Origin of the sequence: Ditibartonella choladocola (assembly GCF_002007565.1) — a bacterium.
In the GTDB taxonomy this organism is placed as follows: domain Bacteria; phylum Pseudomonadota; class Alphaproteobacteria; order Rhizobiales; family Rhizobiaceae; genus Bartonella; species Bartonella choladocola.
In genome coordinates this window covers 2,617,501-2,638,464 of record NZ_CP015625.1, presented here as the reverse complement: position 1 = coordinate 2,638,464, position 20,964 = coordinate 2,617,501, and the positions used below count along the sequence as shown (strand labels likewise).

General features: G+C 46.7%; 22 protein-coding genes and 1 tRNA gene (1 of these 23 only partly in view). 15 read left to right on the top strand and 8 right to left on the bottom strand.

Translation table 11 applies throughout. The annotated features are described in order from the left end of the window. The first annotated feature begins 222 nt into the window (after positions 1-222). A complete protein-coding gene (gene arsC, locus BBC0122_RS11445; protein ID WP_077993919.1) occupies positions 223-594 on the top strand; it encodes an arsenate reductase (glutaredoxin) in 372 nt (123 codons plus the stop codon). Positions 595-984: 390 nt separating this feature from the next. On the opposite strand, the gene BBC0122_RS11440 is transcribed toward arsC, so the two are convergent. Further along, positions 985-1,701 (bottom strand): NAD-dependent deacylase, encoded by a 717-nt coding sequence (locus tag BBC0122_RS11440; RefSeq protein WP_077993917.1) that lies wholly within the window; start codon positions 1,699-1,701, stop codon positions 985-987. 86 nt (positions 1,702-1,787) lie between these two features. On the opposite strand from BBC0122_RS11440, the gene BBC0122_RS11435 reads away from it, so the two are divergent. Further along, positions 1,788-3,785: a tetratricopeptide repeat protein gene (locus tag BBC0122_RS11435; protein WP_077993916.1), complete on the top strand. Its 1,998-nt coding sequence runs from the start codon at positions 1,788-1,790 to the stop codon at positions 3,783-3,785. 53 nt (positions 3,786-3,838) lie between these two features. Here the strand turns inward: BBC0122_RS11435 and BBC0122_RS11430 are convergent, their stop codons facing one another. Further along, positions 3,839-5,131, bottom strand: coding sequence for a L,D-transpeptidase (locus tag BBC0122_RS11430; RefSeq protein WP_077993914.1), 1,293 nt, complete (start codon positions 5,129-5,131; stop codon positions 3,839-3,841). A gap of 467 nt (positions 5,132-5,598) precedes the next feature. Continuing rightward, positions 5,599-5,673 (bottom strand) — tRNA-Thr (locus tag BBC0122_RS11425). A gap of 168 nt (positions 5,674-5,841) precedes the next feature. Between BBC0122_RS11425 and BBC0122_RS13070 the strand changes: the two genes are divergently transcribed. From BBC0122_RS13070 to clpB, 11 genes are all read left to right on the top strand, one after another. Then, positions 5,842-6,003 carry a hypothetical protein gene (locus BBC0122_RS13070; RefSeq protein ID WP_188318049.1) on the top strand — a complete coding sequence of 54 codons (162 nt, stop codon included), beginning with the start codon at positions 5,842-5,844 and terminating at the stop codon, positions 6,001-6,003. Between the two features lie 239 nt (positions 6,004-6,242). Further along, positions 6,243-7,532: a UDP-N-acetylglucosamine 1-carboxyvinyltransferase gene (murA, locus tag BBC0122_RS11420; RefSeq protein ID WP_077993913.1), complete on the top strand. Its 1,290-nt coding sequence runs from the start codon at positions 6,243-6,245 to the stop codon at positions 7,530-7,532. Positions 7,533-7,589: 57 nt separating this feature from the next. Further along, a complete protein-coding gene (locus BBC0122_RS11415; RefSeq protein ID WP_077993911.1) occupies positions 7,590-8,033 on the top strand; it encodes a DUF2948 family protein in 444 nt (147 codons plus the stop codon). Positions 8,034-8,053: 20 nt separating this feature from the next. Then, positions 8,054-9,346, top strand: a complete 1,293-nt coding sequence (hisD, locus tag BBC0122_RS11410) for a histidinol dehydrogenase (protein WP_077993909.1) — start codon at positions 8,054-8,056, stop codon at positions 9,344-9,346. A gap of 20 nt (positions 9,347-9,366) precedes the next feature. Beyond that, complete coding sequence (locus BBC0122_RS11405) at positions 9,367-9,837, top strand: UPF0262 family protein (RefSeq protein ID WP_077993907.1); 471 nt, start codon at positions 9,367-9,369, stop codon at positions 9,835-9,837. Between the two features lie 2 nt (positions 9,838-9,839). Then, on the top strand, positions 9,840-10,280 hold the full coding sequence (locus BBC0122_RS11400; RefSeq protein ID WP_077993905.1) for an arsenate-mycothiol transferase ArsC: 441 nt from the start codon (positions 9,840-9,842) through the stop codon (positions 10,278-10,280). Positions 10,281-10,437: 157 nt separating this feature from the next. Next, on the top strand, positions 10,438-10,656 hold the full coding sequence (gene infA / locus BBC0122_RS11395; protein WP_075869273.1) for a translation initiation factor IF-1: 219 nt from the start codon (positions 10,438-10,440) through the stop codon (positions 10,654-10,656). Between the two features lie 19 nt (positions 10,657-10,675). Further along, on the top strand, positions 10,676-11,317 hold the full coding sequence (locus BBC0122_RS11390; RefSeq protein ID WP_188318048.1) for a Maf family nucleotide pyrophosphatase: 642 nt from the start codon (positions 10,676-10,678) through the stop codon (positions 11,315-11,317). Positions 11,318-11,319: 2 nt separating this feature from the next. Further along, a complete protein-coding gene (gene yacG, locus BBC0122_RS11385; RefSeq protein WP_077993896.1) occupies positions 11,320-11,532 on the top strand; it encodes a DNA gyrase inhibitor YacG in 213 nt (70 codons plus the stop codon). Next, entirely contained in the window at positions 11,529-12,341 is an 813-nt protein-coding gene (locus tag BBC0122_RS11380) for a glutamate racemase (RefSeq protein WP_210188143.1), read from the top strand. Before yacG ends, BBC0122_RS11380 begins: the two co-directional genes overlap by 4 nt. Positions 12,342-12,520: 179 nt before the next feature. Beyond that, positions 12,521-15,205, top strand: a complete 2,685-nt coding sequence (gene clpB / locus BBC0122_RS11375) for an ATP-dependent chaperone ClpB (protein WP_077993894.1) — start codon at positions 12,521-12,523, stop codon at positions 15,203-15,205. A gap of 68 nt (positions 15,206-15,273) precedes the next feature. On the opposite strand, the gene BBC0122_RS11370 is transcribed toward clpB, so the two are convergent. The 4 genes from BBC0122_RS11370 to BBC0122_RS11355 form a co-directional block, all read right to left on the bottom strand. Beyond that, positions 15,274-15,816: a hypothetical protein gene (locus BBC0122_RS11370; protein WP_077993893.1), complete on the bottom strand. Its 543-nt coding sequence runs from the start codon at positions 15,814-15,816 to the stop codon at positions 15,274-15,276. A 158-nt stretch (positions 15,817-15,974) separates the two neighbouring features. Beyond that, a complete protein-coding gene (locus BBC0122_RS11365) occupies positions 15,975-16,331 on the bottom strand; it encodes a hypothetical protein (RefSeq protein WP_077993891.1) in 357 nt (118 codons plus the stop codon). Positions 16,332-16,520: 189 nt separating this feature from the next. Then, positions 16,521-17,534: a PAS domain-containing sensor histidine kinase gene (locus BBC0122_RS11360; protein WP_077994686.1), complete on the bottom strand. Its 1,014-nt coding sequence runs from the start codon at positions 17,532-17,534 to the stop codon at positions 16,521-16,523. A 49-nt stretch (positions 17,535-17,583) separates the two neighbouring features. Beyond that, on the bottom strand, positions 17,584-18,375 hold the full coding sequence (locus BBC0122_RS11355; RefSeq protein ID WP_077993890.1) for a response regulator: 792 nt from the start codon (positions 18,373-18,375) through the stop codon (positions 17,584-17,586). A gap of 185 nt (positions 18,376-18,560) precedes the next feature. Here BBC0122_RS11355 and BBC0122_RS11350 point away from each other — a divergent pair, with 185 nt between their 5' ends. Both BBC0122_RS11350 and BBC0122_RS11345 read left to right on the top strand, forming a co-directional pair. Then, entirely contained in the window at positions 18,561-18,749 is a 189-nt protein-coding gene (locus tag BBC0122_RS11350) for a NepR family anti-sigma factor (RefSeq protein ID WP_077993888.1), read from the top strand. 18 nt (positions 18,750-18,767) lie between these two features. Continuing rightward, the gene (locus BBC0122_RS11345; RefSeq protein ID WP_077993887.1) at positions 18,768-19,325 is read left to right on the top strand and encodes an RNA polymerase sigma factor; all 558 of its coding nucleotides are present in this window, start codon (positions 18,768-18,770) and stop codon (positions 19,323-19,325) included. 482 nt (positions 19,326-19,807) lie between these two features. Here BBC0122_RS11345 and BBC0122_RS11340 read toward each other — a convergent pair whose 3' ends face one another. Further along, positions 19,808-20,964, bottom strand: partial view of a M23 family metallopeptidase gene (locus BBC0122_RS11340; RefSeq protein ID WP_077993885.1) — the 3' portion only. The gene runs 832 nt beyond the window's last position; 1,157 of the gene's 1,989 nt are visible here — the last part of the coding sequence; the start codon falls outside the window, past its right edge — the gene reads right to left on this strand; it ends in the stop codon at positions 19,808-19,810.

Sequence of the window (20,964 nt, the reverse complement as noted above, 5' to 3'; positions counted from 1 at the left end):
AAAAATTCCGGCACTTTTTTCGTGTCGTATAGACGCAAAGATTCAAGTCTCCCCAACCGATATTTTTAAAAAACGTTTCAGTAACCCGCTTTTATATCAAAAACATAAAAACGGGTTTGATAATTGCTCTATCGGTCAGGAAACAGATAGAATATCCTCGGCAAATCTTTTCCGGCCGTGTTAAAGCAGATAGAGAATACTCAATTATAAAAGGGGCAATTTATGCAAAATACCGATGTTATCATTTATCATAACCCGCGTTGTGCAACCTCGCGAAACGTGGTCGGTCTTGTGCGCGCCATGGGATATGAACCCCATATTATCGAATATCTGAAAACACCACCCACACCGGAAATGCTTCTTTGGCTTGCCAATCGGGCCAATGTTTCCATCCGCGAATTTTTGCGGACGAAAGAACCGGCCTATAAAAAACAGGGTCTTGACGATGAAACATTGCCGGACGATGTCATCGCCAGCAAGATGCACGATTATCCTGAATTGATAAACCGGCCGATTGTCGTTTGTCCCAAAGGGGTTCAATTGTGTAGACCGGCCGAAAAGGTAACAAATCTTCTGATTTTACCGGAAGAATAAAGCTTTTTATAAAAGCTGATAATGAGCCGACAAACGTTCGGGCGCAGAACTACAAAAATAATGAAAGTCCGGTAGGGCTTTCTATTTTCCGGACAAATGGTGTCGGACGAAATGCGCATTAAAAATCGCCAGTTGAAAACTTTTCCTTCAATTTTGAAATAGATTAACCCGATAAATTAAAATTCGACTTGTTAGTTCATTCGACCTTGTCACTTCATCCGACCTTGTCACTTCATCCGGCATTGTCACTTCAGTCAACCTTGTCACTTATTGAAAACATTTCCTTGTTCATTCCGGTCCGGTTTTGAACCTTGTTTTTTGCTTGAAAATAATTTGAATTATCATTCGATATGCCGGTGGTTCTAAACCCGTTTTTTACGTTTGAAACCCTCAATGTTGATATTTTTCAATGAGCTTTTGTGCAAATTCCGGTACGGTCTTTGTTGCCGGTCCGGAAATGACTTCATCGAATAACGTATAGGAATGGGGATTGGCAGCAAGGTTGATTTCCAGACATTCTGCGCCTGAAAGACGTGCAAGGTTTACAAAACCGGCCGCCGGATAGACGAGGCCGGATGTTCCGATAGCAGCAAAAATATCGGCTCTGGAAAGCGCATTTTCGATTTTTTCCATATAATAGGGTATTTCACCAAACCATACGATGTCGGGTCTGAGACTCGCTTTGGCGTGACAATGCGGACAAACACTTGTTTCTGTTACGTCGGTGAGCCATTCGGATTTTTTATGGCAGGAAAGGCACAGAACCTGATTGAGCCTTCCATGCATATGAAGAACATTTGTCGAACCGGCTCTTTCATGCAAATCATCAACGTTCTGCGTCACAAGTACAAAGGATTCTGTGAAATGCTTTTGCAGCGCGGCGAGCGCAAAATGCGCTTTATTGGGTGAGGCTTTTAATGCATCACGTCGGCGTTTGTTATAGAAGTCATTGACGAGACGGGGGCTTCGTGCAAAGGCTTCCGGCGTAGCAACATCTTCGACCTTATATTTATTCCATGTACCATCGCTGCCACGGAAGGTTTCCAACCCTGATTCGGCAGATATACCTGCGCCTGTTAGAACAACAATATTGGGGAATTCATTCATTTATTACTCGCTCGTGACATGGTTATTTCTGTTTTATCAGAAATGCATATGTTACAAAGGATTTATTTTTAAAAGGAATCGTTCGGTTGGCTTTGGATAGTGACAGCAAAAAAACGCTTCGACAGAAGGTTGAGGATGCAGATTTGGCATTGTCGCTAAAAAAACGTGCTGAAAATAATGCCTCGTGGGCAGAAGCGCATATCGAACTTTCAGAAGCACTGCTGGCACTTGCCGATGCCGAAGAAGGGGAAGATGATGCCCTCGGTCATTACAGTGAAGCCGCATCCGGATTTGAAAAAGCCCTACAGGTTTTTACCCGCAAGAAAAATTTTACCCGCTGGGGAGGAATCATTGTTTCCTATGTGCGGTGTCTGCGCAATTATGCTTTAAGAGAAGGTGGCGAAATTGCAGTTTTGCGGTTAAAACGCGGGCTTTCTTTACTTGAAGAAGTTTATAGCGGCCTGCCAGAGCAGAAAGGTGCTTTTGATCGCGCGCTGATATTGACGGAAAAAGGCCACGTCTATCGTGCGCTTTCCGACATAGATTTTTCACGGCCACGTCAGGAAAGATTGAAATTGGCAATGGAAGCATTCGATGCAGCCATTGCTATTCTAAGGGAAAAAGAAAATTTCCATTATTGGTCGCTTGCCGTGTCTGCAAGTGCGCTGGTTGCGGCGGAATTGGCTCGCATAGAGCCGGTTGAAAAAGCGAGAGGATACCTCGAACAGGCAATCGAACGTTTCGAGACGGCATTGGTCTTTTTCAATGGTGATGACGCCCCACAGGATCTTTCCTATGTCTATTTTGAAATGGGGCGAACATTGATGCAGCTTGCAACATTGGATAGTCCGAACAATGTGAGCCTTATGGAAAATGCGCTGAAGGCTTACGAAAATGCTAACAAATCATTGAAGAATGACAATACGAGCAATGCCCTTTTTCGCCTTCAGAATGAAACAGCATTGGCACTTTCCCTTGTTGCCCAGCAAAAAGATAGTGAAAATGCAATTCCACTTTTGGAAAAGGCGGTTGCGCTTTACCGTTCAAATATAGCCCTTGTCAAAGATAAGGGAGAAACCGTGGAGCTTGCACTTGCTTACGGCAATATGGGAAAAGATCTGACGCAGCTTGCCAATTTGGCATCTTCACCATTTCGGGAGCTTGAAAAAAGGCTTGAAGCTATTTCCGCGTTGAGAAAAGCTGTCGGTAAAGAAATAAAAGTTGCCCGTCCATTGGATTGGTTGTCGTATTTTATTGAACTTGGTGCAGCCCTTCAGGCTGCAGCCAATATCGAAGCGCCGGAAAAACGCGGCGACATGCTTCGTGAGGCGGTAAAATTTTATAATCAGGTTCTGGAAACGGTCAAAGGCCAGCAGAATGCAAAACTTGTGAACCGGATTTTGCAATGGCGTGCTCTTGCCCGTGCCCGTCTCGGAGAGGATGAAAAAAGCCATCAGGGATTGATATTGCTTAAACAGGCGGAGCTGGATTTCCGGCTGGCAATTTCCAAACTCGATCCGGAAAAAGACAAAAGAGATCTATTCCGCCTTTATAGCAATCTCGCTCATGTTCTTTACGCAATGGCGCGGCGCAAAGATTCCGAAACTCCGGTTGATTTGTTAAAGGCTGCCAATATTGCCGTAGAAACAGCCTTTTCTGTTGTCGCGAAGGGAACCGTTGATAATATAGAAGAACAACTCGACACGCGTTCTCACCATGCACTTATTTTATGGCGCCTTGGCTCGTTCGGCGGCATACCGGATGCGTTCCCGAAATCGCAGGCAATTTATGAGGAATTGCTAGCCTCGCCGGTATTGAAAGATAAATATAACAAATTGGTCAACATATTGAATAGCTATGCGCTGATGTTGAAAGACTGGGCAGAAATTGTGCCCGCAAAACAGGCGCGACCATTGCTCGAAAAAGCAGCAAAACTGCTTGCAGAACTCCATGCGGTAGCAGTTGCCAGTGATGACAAGAAGGCTACAAAACGTTGCAACAATGCTTTGGCTGAAGTTAGATCGAGAATCGATGAACTCGCCAAAAAGCGGTTTTTGAATTTTTGGCCATTCAGCCGGAAATAAAACCGCTTTTTGTATTGTTACCTCTCACGCAAAGAGCTTATCAACCTCAAATATCAATCGGTAAAGTGAACCACCACGCCCGGTTTTACCAATTTTGCCAATTCTTCGGCATCCCAATTGGTCAAACGTATGCAACCATGGCTGGAAGTCTTGCCAATCCGTGACGGGTCGGGCGTCCCGTGAATACCGTAAGTGGGTTTTGAAAGAGCTATCCAGACAGTGCCGACCGGTCCGTTGGGGCCGGGGGGAATTGTGAGAATTTCGTTGTTACTTCCCTGTTTGAAATTGACTTTGGGGTTATAAGTATAATTCGGGTTAAAGGCTATTCGTTCAACTTGTACAGTACCGGAAGGCGAGGGATTATCAGTGGAACCGATTGTTGCCGGATAAGCCACAACAAGACGGCCTTCCGCGTTATAGCCGCGCACTTGTTTGCGAGCCTTGTCGGCAACAATGCGTACGACACTTTCCCGCTTTGGTAAAACGAGATTGGGAACTTTGATTGTTTCACCAACACGGGAAAAACGGGCCTGCGGATTGAGCTGTTGCAGATAATTTTCATCAATATGGAAGCGTTCTGCCAACATTTCCCTGACCGAAGTATAAGCCATAGCAGGCATTTGCGCCTTCATTGCATAGTCGGCGGGAATTGAAGACGCATAATGCCGGTTAACATCGCTTTCTGTAATTGTATATTGTGTAAAGGCCGGACCGCCGGTTGCCTGCAATGCCGAATCAAGCCGTTGCTTGTCATTGGGGTCAATGAAACGACCACTGATTTCACTTGCGGCGGCTGCTGCTTTATCAAAATTGCTTCCAACCTGTCCGTCAATTGCCCCCGGTGAAGAGCCAAGCCGATCCATCAGAATTTGCACAGCTGCTATCGTTTCACGCCCTTTGGGAACATTGATTGCAGGCGTATGTTCGGACGGAGTATCGCCGGTCTGATAATGCGGGGTATTTTTGCGATAGTTAGGCGAATTGTTTTGCCTGCTGCCGCGATAGGGCCTTGCGTCAGGTGCTTCCGGTACATCCTGATCGTATGGTGCTCCGCCTTCTACCGGCCCCTGATTATTTGTTTCATAAGGCGGAGGGGTTAGCCCGTGCGGGTAGTTTTGCGGTTCTTCAACACGCACGACCTGTCCACGTTCGTCGACATAGATCCGTCGCCCGTATTGATCCTGATAAATGCGCAATTGCTGGCTATGGCGCGGCGCATCGGCGGGGTCATAAAGCTGTGCCAGCCGGATTATTTCATCTTTTTCAACTTCACTTGCAAAAACAGGAGTTATTGATGTGACAAAAATAGTAAAAGCCAAACAAGAACCGGAAGAAATTTGAAACATTATGAACCGCGCAAATCTATTGTCATAAATTCGTTTAAATCAAAGAACCCGTTTTCTAGACCAAATTGGAGGCAGGAAAAAGGCAGCCTTTATTCTGTGTGCCGTCACATTATTCAAACAATCTCGACTGTTATCGAATATCCGGACTGAAGTGGCGTTCAAAAGAGAACAGTTTTTTATTCTCATTATTTAGAGAACCGGAATGCACTGAATTTATAGGTTTGGAACGCACCGAGCGCGATATTTTGAATTGTTATTCCCCGATATGTATTTGGCACATGCATTTTTGAAATTCGGGAAGATTTCCCCGTCTCTCCTGACCGGATAATTGCTTTTGCCGAATTGCAACGAAGTCATCTTCCGATTTTTTCGTAAATGATTCACGCATTGCTTTTTAACGATGACCGGTAACAATTGTGATGAACGATGATCGGTAACAATGCCGAAATTTCAAGAAGGAAGGTTACTGGTGCTGCGAGAGAGGATTGAACTCTCGACCTCTCCCTTACCAAGGGAGTGCTCTACCACTGAGCTACCGCAGCTAATAAAAACAGTTTTCGGGCGGCGTTCTGCCACATTGTAAAGAAATAGGCAAGCGTGCATTCACTTTTCTCGTAAGAAAAATCGGGATAATATTCTTTGTCTGGCAATTTTTTTTACATGGTGTTATGCCGGAAGCGTTTTTTAACAAAATTCAACAGGTTTGAAGGATGGCAGATTCGATTGCCCAGGAACGTCGCCAGAAACGGCTGGCTCAACAATTGCGCGCCAATCTCGTTCGGCGCAAGCAACAAGCGCGCGGGCGCGATGAAGTGCGTGAAAACACCGGACATGAAAAGGCGGAAGAGCTGAAACATTCTTCGACAGAATAATTCCGGATTAGCCGGATCCGGCGGATCAGCCTGATTTGTCGGATCAATTTGCCTCTGCCGGTTTAATCTTGTAAAAGCCGGGCTTGTCTTGTCGGATGTGCCCGGTTGTGTTTTATGCCGGTTGTGTGTGACGTTAAGTGCGTATCAGGTCCCGTTTGTGCCATGATTTATTTTTAAAGAACAAACGGAAACCGGTATATCCGGCTACCAACAGGAAAAACAAAGAAAGGCCTTGCGGAATGGATCGTATTAAAATTATCGGCGGGAACCGTTTAAATGGGGTTATACCCATTTCAGGTGCAAAAAATGCAGCATTGCCGTTGATGATTGCCTCTTTGCTTACCGATGATACGTTGACACTGGATAATGTTCCCCACCTTGCCGATGTCGAGCAGCTTATCAGAATTCTGGGCAATCATGGTGTCGATTATTCGGTAAATGGCCGCCGCCAACATCAGGATGGAGCCTATTCCCGAACGGTTCATTTTACGGCACGACAGATTGTGACAACCCGTGCACCTTACGAGCTTGTCTCGAAAATGCGGGCGAGTTTCTGGGTTATTGCACCATTGGTTGCCCGCATGGGAGAAGCTTGCGTTTCGCTCCCCGGTGGCTGCGCAATCGGTACCCGTCCGGTTGATTTTATCCTTCAAGGGCTTGAAGCACTTGGCACAGAAATCAATATCGAGAATGGTTATGTCCATGCCAAAGCGCCAAAAGGGCTGCGGGCTGCCGAATTTACTTTTCCGAAGGTGACTGTCGGAGGCACTCACACCATGCTGATGGCAGCATGTCTGGCAAGAGGCGATACTGTTTTACACAATGCGGCTTGCGAACCGGAAGTTGTCAACCTTGCCGAATGCCTTAATGCAATGGGAGCAAAAATCAAAGGTGCCGGAACCCCGACGATTTATATCGAAGGCGTCGAGGGGCTTTCTGGCGCACGCGTCAAGGTTATTTCCGATCGTATTGAAGCCGGTACCTATGCCATGGCGGTTGCCATGACAGGGGGTGATGTCATGCTGAAAGACGCACGCCCCGATTATTTGCGTTCGGTATTGGATACGCTTTCCAAAACCGGACTTGAAATAAAGGAAAGTGATGAGGGAATACGGGTTGCGAGAAACGGCCTTGACATTGTTCCGACCGATATAGAAACCCAGCCATTTCCAGGCTTCCCGACAGATTTGCAAGCGCAATTTATGGGGTTGATGACACGTGCAAAAGGTGTTTCGCACATCACCGAGACAATTTTTGAAAACCGGTTCATGCACGTTCAGGAACTTGCCCGACTTGGAGCCCATATTTCGCTTGTGGGGCAAACGGCAACGGTTGAAGGTGTCGACCGTCTATTAGGTGCGCAGGTTATGGCAACCGATTTGCGCGCTTCGGTTTCTCTCGTCATAGCCGGACTTGCAGCCGAAGGGGAAACAACGGTCAATCGTGTTTATCACCTCGACCGCGGCTTCGAGCGTCTGGAAGAAAAACTTTCAAATTGTGGTGCACAGATTGAACGCATCAGTGGATAATGACAATATCTTTCTTGTCGACAGAAGGATAATATAAAACTAAAATAGGTTGGTAAGATGCCACTTTTGAAATTGATAGCCATGGATGATGAGGATTTGGAGGTCTTGTCGGCGCATTTGCAGGATGCTGTTGTCAAGGTTGGCGATCTTGACTGGCGCAGTAATGAAAAGCGTTTTATCGCGGCACTCAACCGTTTTGCATGGGAAGAACAGATGAAGGGGGGCTTTTTTTCGCGTGCAAAAACCGGAGAACGCCACCGCACAGCTCTTCGTTTCGATCGTGTTTTGAGTGTCAAAAGCCGTGGTTTCAATCGCGACAAAAAAGACAATGTTTTGTCACTTCTGACGATGCAATTCCAGCCAACACTTCCTCCTGCCGGTATTGTAACGCTGATTTTTTCCGGTGAAGCGGCTATCCGCCTTGAAGTGGAATGTATTGAAGCACAATTGACCGACCTTGGTCCCGTATGGCAAGCCAAGGCCAACCCCCATCACAGATAGTTTTTTCGACAGGAAAAAGAATGGTTCAAATTCTTCGTCAGACATCGGCAAATTTTGAAAACGAGTTTCGTGTATTCCTTGATTCAAAACGGGAAGTTTCCCAAAGCGTTGATGATACAGTCCGCACCATTATTCAAACTGTTCGGGAACAGGGTGATAAAGCGCTGATCGACTATTCGGCAAAATTCGATCGCGTGGATTTAAAAGAAAAAGGGCTGAAAATCAGCGAGGAGGAAATTGATGAAGCGGTCAAGCTTGTTCCGTCAAAGACTCTTGATGCGCTAAAGCTTGCCCATGACCGTATTGCTGTTTACCACCGGAAACAATTGCCAAAGGATGAACGGTTTGTAGATCCTCTCGGTGTCGAACTCGGTTGGCGCTGGACAGCCGTCCAATCGGTCGGGCTTTATGTGCCGGGCGGTACGGCAAGTTATCCGAGTTCGGTTTTGATGAACGCTGTTCCGGCTAAAGTGGCCGGTGTCGAGCGTATTGTTATGGTGGTTCCGACACCGGATGGCCAGCTCAATCCGCTGGTTCTTGCCGCAGCCAAACTTGGCGGTGTCAGCGAGATTTATCGTGTTGGCGGGGCGCAAGCGGTGGCAGCTCTTGCCTATGGTACTAAAACCATAAAGCCGGTGGCAAAAATTGTCGGCCCCGGTAATGCTTTTGTTGCGGCTGCCAAAAGACAGGTTTTCGGCAAAGTCGGTATCGATATGATTGCCGGTCCCTCGGAAGTTTTAGTGATTGCCGATAAAATGAACGATGCCGACTGGATAGCAGCCGACCTATTGGCTCAAGCCGAACATGATACAGCCGCCCAATCCATTCTGATGACCGATGACGAAGCTTTTGCAAACGATGTCATGAAGGCGGTTCAAACACAATTGACGACATTGAAACGCGGTAAAACGGCTTCTGCCAGTTGGCAGGACTTTGGCGCGGTTATTCTTGTCAATGATCTTGAAAGTGCATTTCCGCTTGCCAATCGTATTGCTCCGGAACATCTCGAACTGGCAGTTGAAGACCCTGACCGTTTCTTGCCTTTGATACGCAATGCCGGAGCCATTTTTGTCGGGCGCTATACGCCGGAAGTGATCGGTGACTATGTAGGGGGATCGAATCACGTATTGCCGACGGCTCGTTCGGCAAGGTTTTCATCGGGTCTTTCGGTTCTTGACTATATGAAACGCAGCTCGATTTTAAAACTTGGAGCCGATGAATTGCGCAAACTTGGCCCTTCTGCAATAGAGCTTGCCAATGCCGAAGGGCTGGAAGCCCACGGGCGGTCGGTTGCAGTAAGATTGAACCTCTAGGGTAAAAAGGGAGGGGGAATGTGGACAAGGCACGTCTAATCGATGTTGAACTTGATGAAACGATCGGGCGGTCAACGCCCGAAATAGAACATGAACGTGCTGTCGCTATTTTCGATCTGATTGAAGAAAATAGTTTCAAGCCCGTAGGCGACACTGGAACCGGCCCCTATAAGCTAAAATTGTCACTTGTCGACAGGCGGCTGGTTTTCGATATTTCCCGTGAAAATGGCGAATGGGTAACCACCCATATATTATCGCTTGGGCCGTTTCGACGCATTGTTAAAGATTATTATCTTATTTGTGATAGCTATTACGAGGCTATCCGGTCTGCAACTCCCACAAAAATCGAAGCCATTGATATGGGGCGTCGCGGCTTGCACAATGAAGGTTCGACCACTCTGGAAGAACGGCTGCGGGGGAAAATAGATATGGATTTCAAAACCGCGCGGCGCCTTTTCACCCTTCTTTGCGTTTTATACTGGAAAGGGTGACAATGATCGAAGACCGGAAGTCAACACGCCCTTCATCAGTGCTTTTTGTTTGCGGACAGAATGCGATACGCTCGCCCATTGCCGAAGCACTGACACGCAAAATGTTTCCTGATATTTATGTCGCCTCGGCCGGCGTTGTCAAAGGTAACCGCGACCCTTTTGCAGCGGCGGTTATTGCTGAAGACGGGCTTTCCATGGAAGAACATAACCCGCGCGGGCTTGAAGAATTGTCGGATGGTTATTTTGATCTCGCTATCACACTCACCCCGCAAGCCCATCATGCAGTGCTCGAACAGATGCGCGGTTTTTCGGTCGATGTCGAATATTGGCCCACACCCGATCCGGCACTTGCAACAGGCTCGCGTGAACAGATACTCGATGCCTATCGGGATATTCGGGAAAACCTGAAGAAACGGATATTGGCGCGTTTCGGCAATAAATAGTGCCAATTTAGATAAAAACCGGCACAAACCGTTGCGCTCTTTTGATTCAGTTGTTCACAAATGGCCGAGAATAGGGTAGGTTCGCCCCAACTGGATGGACGGTATAGGCCGTTTGTCAAATTTTGATCAAAATAAACAGTCTTGAAATAGGTAATTTATGGCCAAAGAAGAAGTCTTGGAATTTTCCGGCGTGATTACAGAGCTTTTACCCAATGCAATGTTCCGCGTAAAGCTTGATAACGATCACGAAATCATCGCCCATACGGCAGGGCGTATGCGCAAGAACCGTATCAGAGTTCTCGCAGGTGACAAGGTCATGGTGGAAATGACACCTTATGACCTGACAAAGGGTAGGATCACCTACCGTTATAAATAATATGACCGAAAGTGCTGCCATGCCTGAAGAAGACTCTTTGGCGAAAGTCAAACTTGTTCTTGCTTCAGCCTCTCCGCGTCGTCTGGCATTGCTGCGGCAGATCGGGGTTTATCCCGATCATTTGCACCCTGCCGATATTGACGAAACACCGCGGCGTCTGGAACATCCGCGTTTTTTGGCGCGTAGACTGGCAAAAGAAAAAGCCGAAAGAGGCGCTGAAAAGGTTCGGGTTTTACCGGATCTCGAAAATGCTCTGGTGCTTGCTGCCGATACAGTGGTTGCAGTGGGGCGCAGAATTCTTCCTAAACCGGTTGACGAAGATGAAGCGCGTGAATGTTTGCGGCTTCTTTCAGGGCGCACCCACAAAGTTTATACCGGTGTCTGTCTTATTAACGCCAAAGGTAAAAGCCACCATAAGCTTGTTGAAAGCAGAGTACGTTTCGAGCGCCTTGGACGGGCGGTTATCGAAGCTTACTTGCAATCCGGCGAATGGCAAGGAAAAGCAGGCGGGTATGCTATTCAGGGCAGAGCCGGTTGTTTTGCCCTGCAAATATCCGGTTCATATAGCGGTATTGTCGGCTTGCCGCTTGCCGAAACAGTTGAATTGTTGACGACACAGAATTATCCCGTATTTGAACATTGGCAGAAAGATGAGGTCTGAAAATGGCTACGTCGAAAAATGGCGAGGTTTCAGAAACTGCAAAAGTATATCCTTTGCGTTCGCCCAGACCATGTCCGGAATGTGGTAAACCTTCAATCCGTGAAGCCTATCCGTTCTGTTCGGAGCGTTGCCGGTCAATCGACCTTAACCGCTGGCTGAAAGGTGCTTATATATTGCCGGGAAAGCCATTCAACAACGCGGATGAACAAGAATGAATATGATAAAGCCGGTTGCTATTTTTGACGCGGGCATTGGTTCTTATGCCATTGTTGATCTGTTACATAGAAAACAACCACAACGCGACATTATCTATTTTGCCGATCGGGCCAATTTCCCTTACGGGAAAAAAACAGCCGGAGAGCTTACCGATATAATGAAGTTGACCTTCAAACGGTTGATGCGTTACGACCCTTCCGCCATCATTATCGCTTCCAATGCGCCGTCTATTATGGTGTTCGATGATGTGAAAGAGTGCTGCCCTGTGCCGCTTTATGGCGTATTTCCGCCACTTGAAGAAGCAGAAAGAAAAAGCCGGAGCGGTCACGTGGCAATTATGGGGGTTGCTTCTATGGTTGCAAGCCCCATGGGGAGAGCATTTGTGAAGAAACACAGCAAACGTCCGGAAAATGTCGCCCTCGTCAATGCGTCTTCTATGGTCGAGCTGGTGGAAAGCGGCACTTTCCTGTTTGATCCTGTAAAGACGCAAGCCGAAGTCGACCGTTTCATGGCCGATTTGTTGGGACAATATCCGGCCGTTGATACGTGCACACTTTCAAGCACCCATTTGCCGTGGCTCAAAAGCTTTTTTGAAAAAGCAGCGCCACAATGCTGTTTTCTTGATCCCGCCGAAAGCGTTATTGCCAAACTTGGAAAAAGCGAAGAGGGAAGCGGTTTTATTCAAGGGCTGGTAACCGAGAGCGCCGGTTATGGTGTTCAGGACTTTAAAAATATGCTGGGAAAACTTGGTATTACAATTCCTCTGGACATTATTCCGGCAAATGAAAGCCAGACTTTTTCCAAATAAAAGCGCTTGTTTTTATTTCTTTTCAGAGTGCACATTTTGTTTGTCGGCTTGATTATTTTTGATCTTGTCGAATTTCACCGTCAATACCATATCAGGTAACGAGTACGGCTTGCCTTAACGGGAGTCTGTCACTTCAAGCCCATAAGGCCATTTATGGATTGTGGGAAAAGGAGACGAGAATGAATTTAGAAAAATATACCGAGCGCGTGCAGGGGTTCCTACAATCTGCACAAAATTTTGCCTTATCGTCTGATAATCAGCAGTTTGTTCCGGAACATTTGTTAAAGGTGTTGCTGGACGACAATGAAGGCCTTTGTGCATCGTTGATAGAGAAGGCCGGTGGCAACGTAAAAGCTGCAAAAGACGCATTGGCTACGGCACTTTCGGCATTGCCCAAGGTGAGTGGTGGCAATGGCCAGCTTTATATGTCGGAAGCATTGGCAAAGGTTTTTACGAAAGCCGAAGAACTGGCCGAGAAAGCAGGAGACAGCTTTGTAACTGTCGAACGGCTTCTACAGGCTTTGCTGATGGAGCCGAAAGCGAAAACAGCAGAAATTCTTTCAAAAAGTGGGGTTACGCCAACGGCGTTAAACAAGGCGATCAACGAGATGAGAAAAGGACGCACAGCTGATTCGGCCAATGCCGAAGCGCAGTATGACGCATTGAAGAAATATGCGCGTGATCTGACAAAGGATGCGCGCGAGGGGAAACTTGATCCGGTCATCGGGCGTGATGAAGAAATCCGCCGGACAATTCAGGTTTTGTCAAGGCGCACCAAGAACAATCCGGTGCTGATAGGCGAACCGGGCGTTGGTAAAACGGCTATTGTCGAAGGGCTTGCATTGCGTATTATCAATGGTGATGTTCCCGAAACATTGCGTGATAAATCGCTTCTTGCCCTTGATATGGGGGCATTGATTGCCGGTGCAAAATATCGTGGCGAGTTTGAAGAGCGCCTGAAAGCGGTTTTGACCGAAGTTCAGGCTGCAAATGGCGAAATTATTCTGTTCATTGATGAAATGCACACATTGGTCGGTGCGGGTAAATCGGATGGCGCAATGGATGCGTCGAACCTTTTGAAACCGGCTCTTGCCCGTGGTGAACTGCATTGTGTCGGTGCGACGACTCTCGAAGAATATCGCAAATATGTTGAAAAGGACGCGGCTCTTGCACGTCGTTTCCAGCCGGTCTTTGTCGACGAGCCGACGGTTGAAGACACGATTTCTATTCTGCGTGGCATTAAAGAAAAATACGAGCAACATCATAAAGTCCGGATTTCCGACTCGGCTCTTGTTGCTGCGGCAACTTTGTCGAATCGTTATATTACCGACCGGTTTTTGCCCGATAAAGCAATTGACCTTATTGATGAAGCGGCTTCAAGGCTGCGTATGCAGGTTGATTCCAAACCGGAAGAACTCGATGAAATTGACCGCCGTGTCATGCAGTTGAAAATCGAGCGGGAAGCTTTGAAAGCCGAAACCGATCCTGCTTCGAAAGACCGTTTGGAAAAACTCGAAGACGAATTGGTCGAGCTTGAAGAACAATCGCATGAAATCACTGCAAAATGGCAATCGGAAAAACAGAAATTGGGTCATGCTGCCGAGTTGAAGAAACAATTGGAAGCAGCACGCAACAATTTGGCTATTGCCCAACGTAACGGCGAATATCAGAAAGCCGGTGAACTTTCTTACAGCATCATTCCGCAATTGGCTAAACAATTGGAAGAGGCTGAAAGTCAGGAAAATCACGGCTCGATTCTGGAAGAAACCGTCACACCCGATCACATTGCACAGGTTGTATCGCGCTGGACCGGTATTCCGGTTGACAGCATGCTCGAAGGCGAGCGTGAGAAACTTCTGAGAATGGAAGACGAGCTTGCCAAACGCGTTGTCGGACAGGGCGAAGCAATACAGGCTGTTTCGCGGGCGGTACGTCGTGCACGTGCGGGCTTGCAAGACCCGAACAGGCCGATTGGTTCGTTCATTTTCCTGGGGCCAACAGGTGTTGGTAAAACAGAACTCACCAAGGCTCTGGCAAAATTCCTGTTTCAGGACGAAACCGCAATGGTTCGTATCGACATGTCGGAATATATGGAAAAGCATTCGGTTGCCCGTTTGATTGGTGCTCCTCCGGGATATGTCGGTTATGAAGAAGGCGGCGCTTTGACAGAAGCGGTTCGTCGTCGGCCATATCAGGTCATCCTGTTTGATGAAATTGAGAAAGCCCATCCGGATGTTTTCAACGTTCTTTTACAAGTGCTTGATGATGGCCGCTTGACCGATGGGCAGGGGCGCACTGTCGATTTCCGCAATACGCTTATCATTATGACATCGAATCTGGGTGCCGAATATTTGACAGCACTTGACGATAATGACGAAGCCGAGAAAGCCCGTGACGATGTTATGGCAGTAGTTAAAGCTGCATTCAGACCGGAATTTCTCAACCGTGTTGACGAAATCATCCTGTTCCACCGGTTGCACCGGAAAGAAATGGGAGCCATTGTCGACATCCAGTTGCAACGTTTGCAATCATTGTTGTCAGACCGGAAGATCAAACTGGTTATTGATGATAGTGCTCGTGAATTTCTTGCCGACAAGGGTTATGACCCGGCTTATGGTGCACGGCCGCTTAAACGGGTTATCCAGAGAGAAGTTCAGGATCCGCTCGCTGAAAGACTGCTGATCGGTGATATTCTTGATGGTTCGACAGTCAATATATCCCGTGGTTCCGATCGCTTGATCTTTACACCAACGCCAACGCATCCGGTCGATGAGGCAAAAGTTGAAGAAAAAGTTGCCGAAAAGACCGAAGAGGCGGGTGATGGAAAAACTTCCAATGCAAACCGTAAAACAGACAAGAAATAAGATCATGAGATGATGAAAAGGCCGCTTTTTGAAGCGGCCTTTTCTTTTGAATAAAATTTGAAAGCTTTTTATTGAGCGGGCTGGCTTTGTGGTGTCGGTTCTTCAACCGGCTGTTTGGCAACCGGCGATGTATCAACCGTGATTCCGGCAACCAGATGCCCTTGGCGATAATCGTAAATCACAAGTTCCGTGTTGCCTTCAGGTGTCAATGTTTCAAGCGCAATCATATCGTTCGACAGGCTCTGCGAGAGAATGCGGGTTCCTTGTGGAAGAGCAATCGAACGCCGGATAAATTCCGGAACGGCTGGCTGTGTTGTTTTGGCTTCAGAGGTCGCATCGGTTTCTGCACCGGGAACGGGACTAGCCTCTGTTTTGCTGACTTCAGTCGGTGTTTTTTCTGAAGGTGAAGATGTCACTTTATAAATGACCGCCGCCAGAATAATCAAAATCAGAACGATTGTTATTCCGATTGAAATCATCATCAAACGCATAAGTTTGCGTCTTACTTTTTCAACTGCAGGGTCTAATTGCGCTTGTGGCTGTGTTGGTTGCTGATTATAGGGATCCTGATAATCCATATCGTCGTAACCTGACTGGTAATCATCGCGCATTGAACATTCTCCATAGATAGTGCACCGCATTTACGAGTTTCGAGGTGATCTTTCAATGGAAAATATATTTTTTAGTCCGTGGTATATAAAGTGTTAAGGGGAAAGATAAAGCAGAAACGGAAAGTCAAATCCGGTTATCAGGCAAGATTTTATTGAAATCAGGCCGTCGGCTTATTGGTTACCGGTTTACCCGCCACCGGTTTTTCAAGTTTTTCAAGTGGCACAGTGAGCTCTTCTTCTTCACTGTCCTCGTTGGAAAGCTCGACAATGAAATCGCCATTCTGGTCGACCCGCCAATAAATACTCAAATCGCCGTTGATAAAGTCCGGATCGGATTTGATACATTTACCGAAAACCATCTCGTTGGTCTGTCCAACACGGCTGACCGCAGGCAAAAGCGCTGCTTCGCAGGCTTCGTGTGTCGGAAAAACCTTGACCATATCATCAGAGGCGTTGCAGGCAGAAAAACCATCTGTACAGGAAACAAGCAACATGACAGCAATGACGGAATTCATAATTGACCCCTTCAGAAAAGATACAGTATTGAACGGCTGGATTTACGTTTGTTTTATAATTAATAAACGGTTGATCCGGTTATTTGTTCCAGAACAAAACATATTTCATAAAAAGGTTTGAATTTGGCGCGCAATGATCGCTATCCTTTTAAGCAGGATATTAAAAAATTTCTGTGAGCGCGAATGCGATCAGCCGTAAAAATCAAAATAGGTATCAGGCAAAGTCAGATGATAAACGACACCGTCGTCGGTAAATTCGAGACTTGCTGTTCCATCGACAGAAACCGGAACAATTTTTTCGAGAACTGCGCTGCCGAAACAGGCCTTGCGATCATCGTCCAGGGTTTGATCGGGTGAAAAAACTTCATACCAGGAAATATAAAGGTGGGAAGGCTGCCCTTTATCCTTGCTGATCCGGCTTGTCACACGTATCGAACCGTCAGGTCTGGAGAGAGCACCATAAGAAAGAGAATTGATGATAAGTTCGTGAAACGCCAAACCGATGTGCAAGGCTGCACCAGGGAACAAATAGGGATCTTCTCCCTCGATCGTAAAGCGTTTATGTTCGCTCCCGAGGTAGCTTGAAGCCTGGCTTAAAAAAAGCTCCCTGAAATGCGCACCGCGCCAATCCGAATCTGTGACCAGATCTTGCGAATGCGACAAGGATTGTATGCGTCCCTGAAACTTCTTTAAAAATGTTTGCAATGAATCGGTATAACGGGCAGTCTGTCCGGCCACGCTCTGGATAATGGCTAAAAGATTTTTGGAACGGTGGCTTACTTCTCTCAATAAAGCTTTGAGTACCTGCTCGCGTCGCCGTAATTCTGTTACATTGACGCCCGTCGTCAATAAACCGATAATTTCCCCCTGATCGTTGCGATGACAATCGATAGAAAATTTATACCACAAAATCCGGTTCGAGCTATTTTCAAAGCGCGCTTCTAATGTTTGCATCTTGCCTGTTGCAAGAACCTGCGATTTTACAGTTTTCATATTATCGGCGAGTGTTTCGGATAGAAAATCCGATTCACGGCATCCGGCAAACCACTTGTTCGCGAGTATATCAGGCAAATTTTCAGCCCAATGATAGATAAAATCGGGCGTTTGATAGAGTACAAAAATATCGGCTCCGTGAATGGCCTGTGCCAAGGCACTCACATGCAATCTTTCAACGGCAGGTGCTGATCGGGGAGCCGATGTCATAAGAAACGAATAACCTTTTGTCTGAGATAGTTTTGAAGCTTCACTTTTGTTACTTCCGTGATGCATTTTCTTGGAAGAAAAGCGCTTGCGAGATCAACGCTTTGACCATATCGGGATTGAAAGGCTTGGTTACAAGGAATGTCGGTTCGGGCCGCTCACCTGTGAGGAGACGTTCGGGAAATGCGGTAATAAAGATGACCGGAACTTCATCGGTTTCCAGAATGTCATTGACCGCATCAATGCCCGAACTGTTATCGGCAAGTTGAATATCCGCCAGAACCATTCCGGGTTTTTCCTTTTTGAACAGTGAAACCGCTTCGTCACGTGTACGTGCAATGCCGACCACCTGGTGACCAAGCGATTCAACCAGTTGCTCGATATCCATAGCAATTAAGGGTTCATCTTCAATAATGAGGATGCGTGTTGCGACCTGTTCGGAAATATCACTCGAAGCATCATTCAGCAATTTTCTGAATTCTTGAGCATCGACATTCATAATTTTCATAGCTTCTTTATCGCTGAAACCTTCAACAGCGATGAGCAGAAATGCCTGACGGGCCTTGGGAGTGAGATAGGAAAGTTTTGCATTCGCTTTCTGCTCGACACCGAATTGCGGCAATGGCTCAGCAATATTCGGCGTTGTCTGATCGAATAATTCACAAAACAACCGATAAACGCTTATGCGGTCGGAAGATGTGTCAGGGAAAATCGAAATGTCGGCAATTAATGCTTCAAGCATAGCTGCAACATAGGCGTCACCCGAAGTTTGAGATCCGGTAACGGCACGCGCAAATCTTCTCAAGTAAGGTAGATGCGGTGCAATACGCGTTGATAAGGTCATATAAGAAACTCCTTCTGCCCCTGAAAGTGTACCCGCATGAGGGTGTGTTTGGAAGATTAATTCATGAATAATAAAAAGTTCCAGCCCCTTGGAACTTTTTACTCACTTCTATATTCTTTAAGGTAAGTGTATTTTTTTACACTCTTTATAAATTAACGGATGGCGTCATTTTTAAGGGACTTAAGATGGATGATGGCAAGGAAAAAAACGGTTCCGAGAATTTCGGTCCGCAAGATGATCTGCTTGGATCCAATAGCGAAATAGCGGTTAAGTTGCGGCAGTTTTATACAGCTCTTCAGGAAGAAGAAATACCGGAAAAATTTCTCGATCTTCTTGAAAAGCTTGATAAAGCCGAACAAGGCAGCCAAAATTGATATGGGAAAGTGAAACCCATGAGCCCGCATAATCCTGATTTCAAACGTGAACTTCTTTCAATTTTACCGTCTCTGCGCGCTTTTGCCGTGTCTTTGAGTGGTCAGCATGATAAAGCCGATGACCTTGTTCAAGACACCATTATGAAAGCTTGGGCAAAGCAGGACAGTTTCGAAATCGGAACAAATATGAAAGCTTGGTTATTCACGATTTTGAGAAACGAGTTTTTCAGTCAAATGCGTAAAAAAGGCCGTGAAGTGCAGGACAGCGAAGGCGTTTTCACTGAAAATGTTGCTGTTCATCCTGCACAATACGGTTCCCTTGATTTACAGGATTTCAGAAAAGCTCTGGACCAATTGCCCGACGACCAGAAAGAAGCCATCATCCTTATTGGTGCTTCCGGTTTTTCTTATGAAGATACAGCAGAAATTTGCGGTTGTGCTGTCGGCACAATAAAAAGCCGTGTCAGCCGCGCGCGTACCCGTCTACAGGAATTATTGGGCGTTAACGGTCAATCGGATTATGGTCCCGACGCCAATTCGGCAGCCGCAACAATGCGCTCGTTTACGAATAACTGACAGGCGGAACGAACAGGCTTGCCGGAATTTTTCCGGTGAGAGAGGCTAGAGGCTGTATTGCTAAAAGCAACTCACGAAACCGCCTAGCTATCTTATTATGATAGAATTGGAACTTATAAGAGAATTGGCATCGGCAGCTCATAATATCAGATCCGCCGGTCGAAAGCGGGGTTCAGTTATTCCGGTGTTGTTGCCTGACCTGTTCAGAACGAGGAAGCAAATAGTTGGTCATCCGCTCAACTGTTTACGAATCGAAAATCATTTTTCGATTTCCTGTAATATATGATGAATTTTTAATTGGCCGGCACGCCATAGACGCAGCTTCAAACTGCGCGAGTGCCATTCATTTTAATAAATCCAAAACAGTTTCTGTCGAATCAATATAAGAAATAAAATCCGCGACGTTTACGATTTTTAAGCTCACCCGATATGATGAAAAAAATCCGGTGAGCCGGTTTATAGCGGTCTAAAGCAGTTTCCTGTCAAATGTCGGAACGTGGATTTCGCACTTTATCGTCGGAAGTGACCGTTGCTGCAAGCTTCTGATCGTCCTGTCCGTTGATAAGAGCCTCCAATTTGTTGCGATCATGTTTGAATGCTTCCAGATCTTTTCCGTGTAACGACTTCGCATCGGGCAGACGAATTCGCATCGGGTCAACTTTGGTGTTGTTGACAGAAACTTCAAAGTGGCAGTGAGGTCCCGTTGCAAGACCGCTTGATCCGACATAGCCGATAATCTGCCCCTGACGAACTTTTGCTCCGACTTTGATACCGGGAGCGAAGCTGTTCTGATGGGCATAGGATGTGACATATCCGTTAGCATGACGGATTTCGGTTTGATTGCCATAACCGCGAACGGGGCCTGCTTTCGTTACAACACCGTCACCGGCTGCAACAATGGGAGAACCCCTCGGCGCACTCCAATCGACACCGGTATGCATTCTGACATAACCGAGGACGGGATGTCTTCTTGGCCCGAATGGCGAGCGGAAGATAGCGTTGGGGACAGGCTTTCTTAACAAAAATTGTTTCGAGCTGCGGCCTTGCGAATCATAATAATCAATTGTTCCGTCAGTTGAACGGAAGCGATAATATTTACGTGTAACGCCGCCGAATGTAGCACTGACAAAGCGAATCTCCGGTTCGGAACTGTCTTCCTCGTCTTTTCCCGGAGTCGCATAAAAGACTTCCAATGTATCGTTTGGCGAAACGCGATCTTCAAGGTCGACATCATTGGCCATGACGCGAATAAGTTGTCGGGCAGTCGTCAACGGCATATCATAACTCAAAACCGACCGGTAAATTGCATCATAGATTGTCGGTAAATTGGAAGCATTAATATGGGTGAGCGGTACGCCTCCCTCGAAAGCGGTTTTCAGAATCGGAGTCATTTCCGGTTCGTTGCTTTTTATAAATTCGTTTTTGTCGTTCAAAGAAATGGAAAGCACATGATGCATACCGTGATAAATGCTTGCACGTACGAGATGATCTTCCGATGCCGAATTGGTTTCGATACCGATGCGCAAGACATTTCCGGCATGAAGTGTGTCCGAGCCGTTGAAACGGGTTAGCGCTTGTGCAAGCCTGTCGGCATCATCGCCTTCGTAATTGGCATCATTCAACGCGTTGATAATAGTTT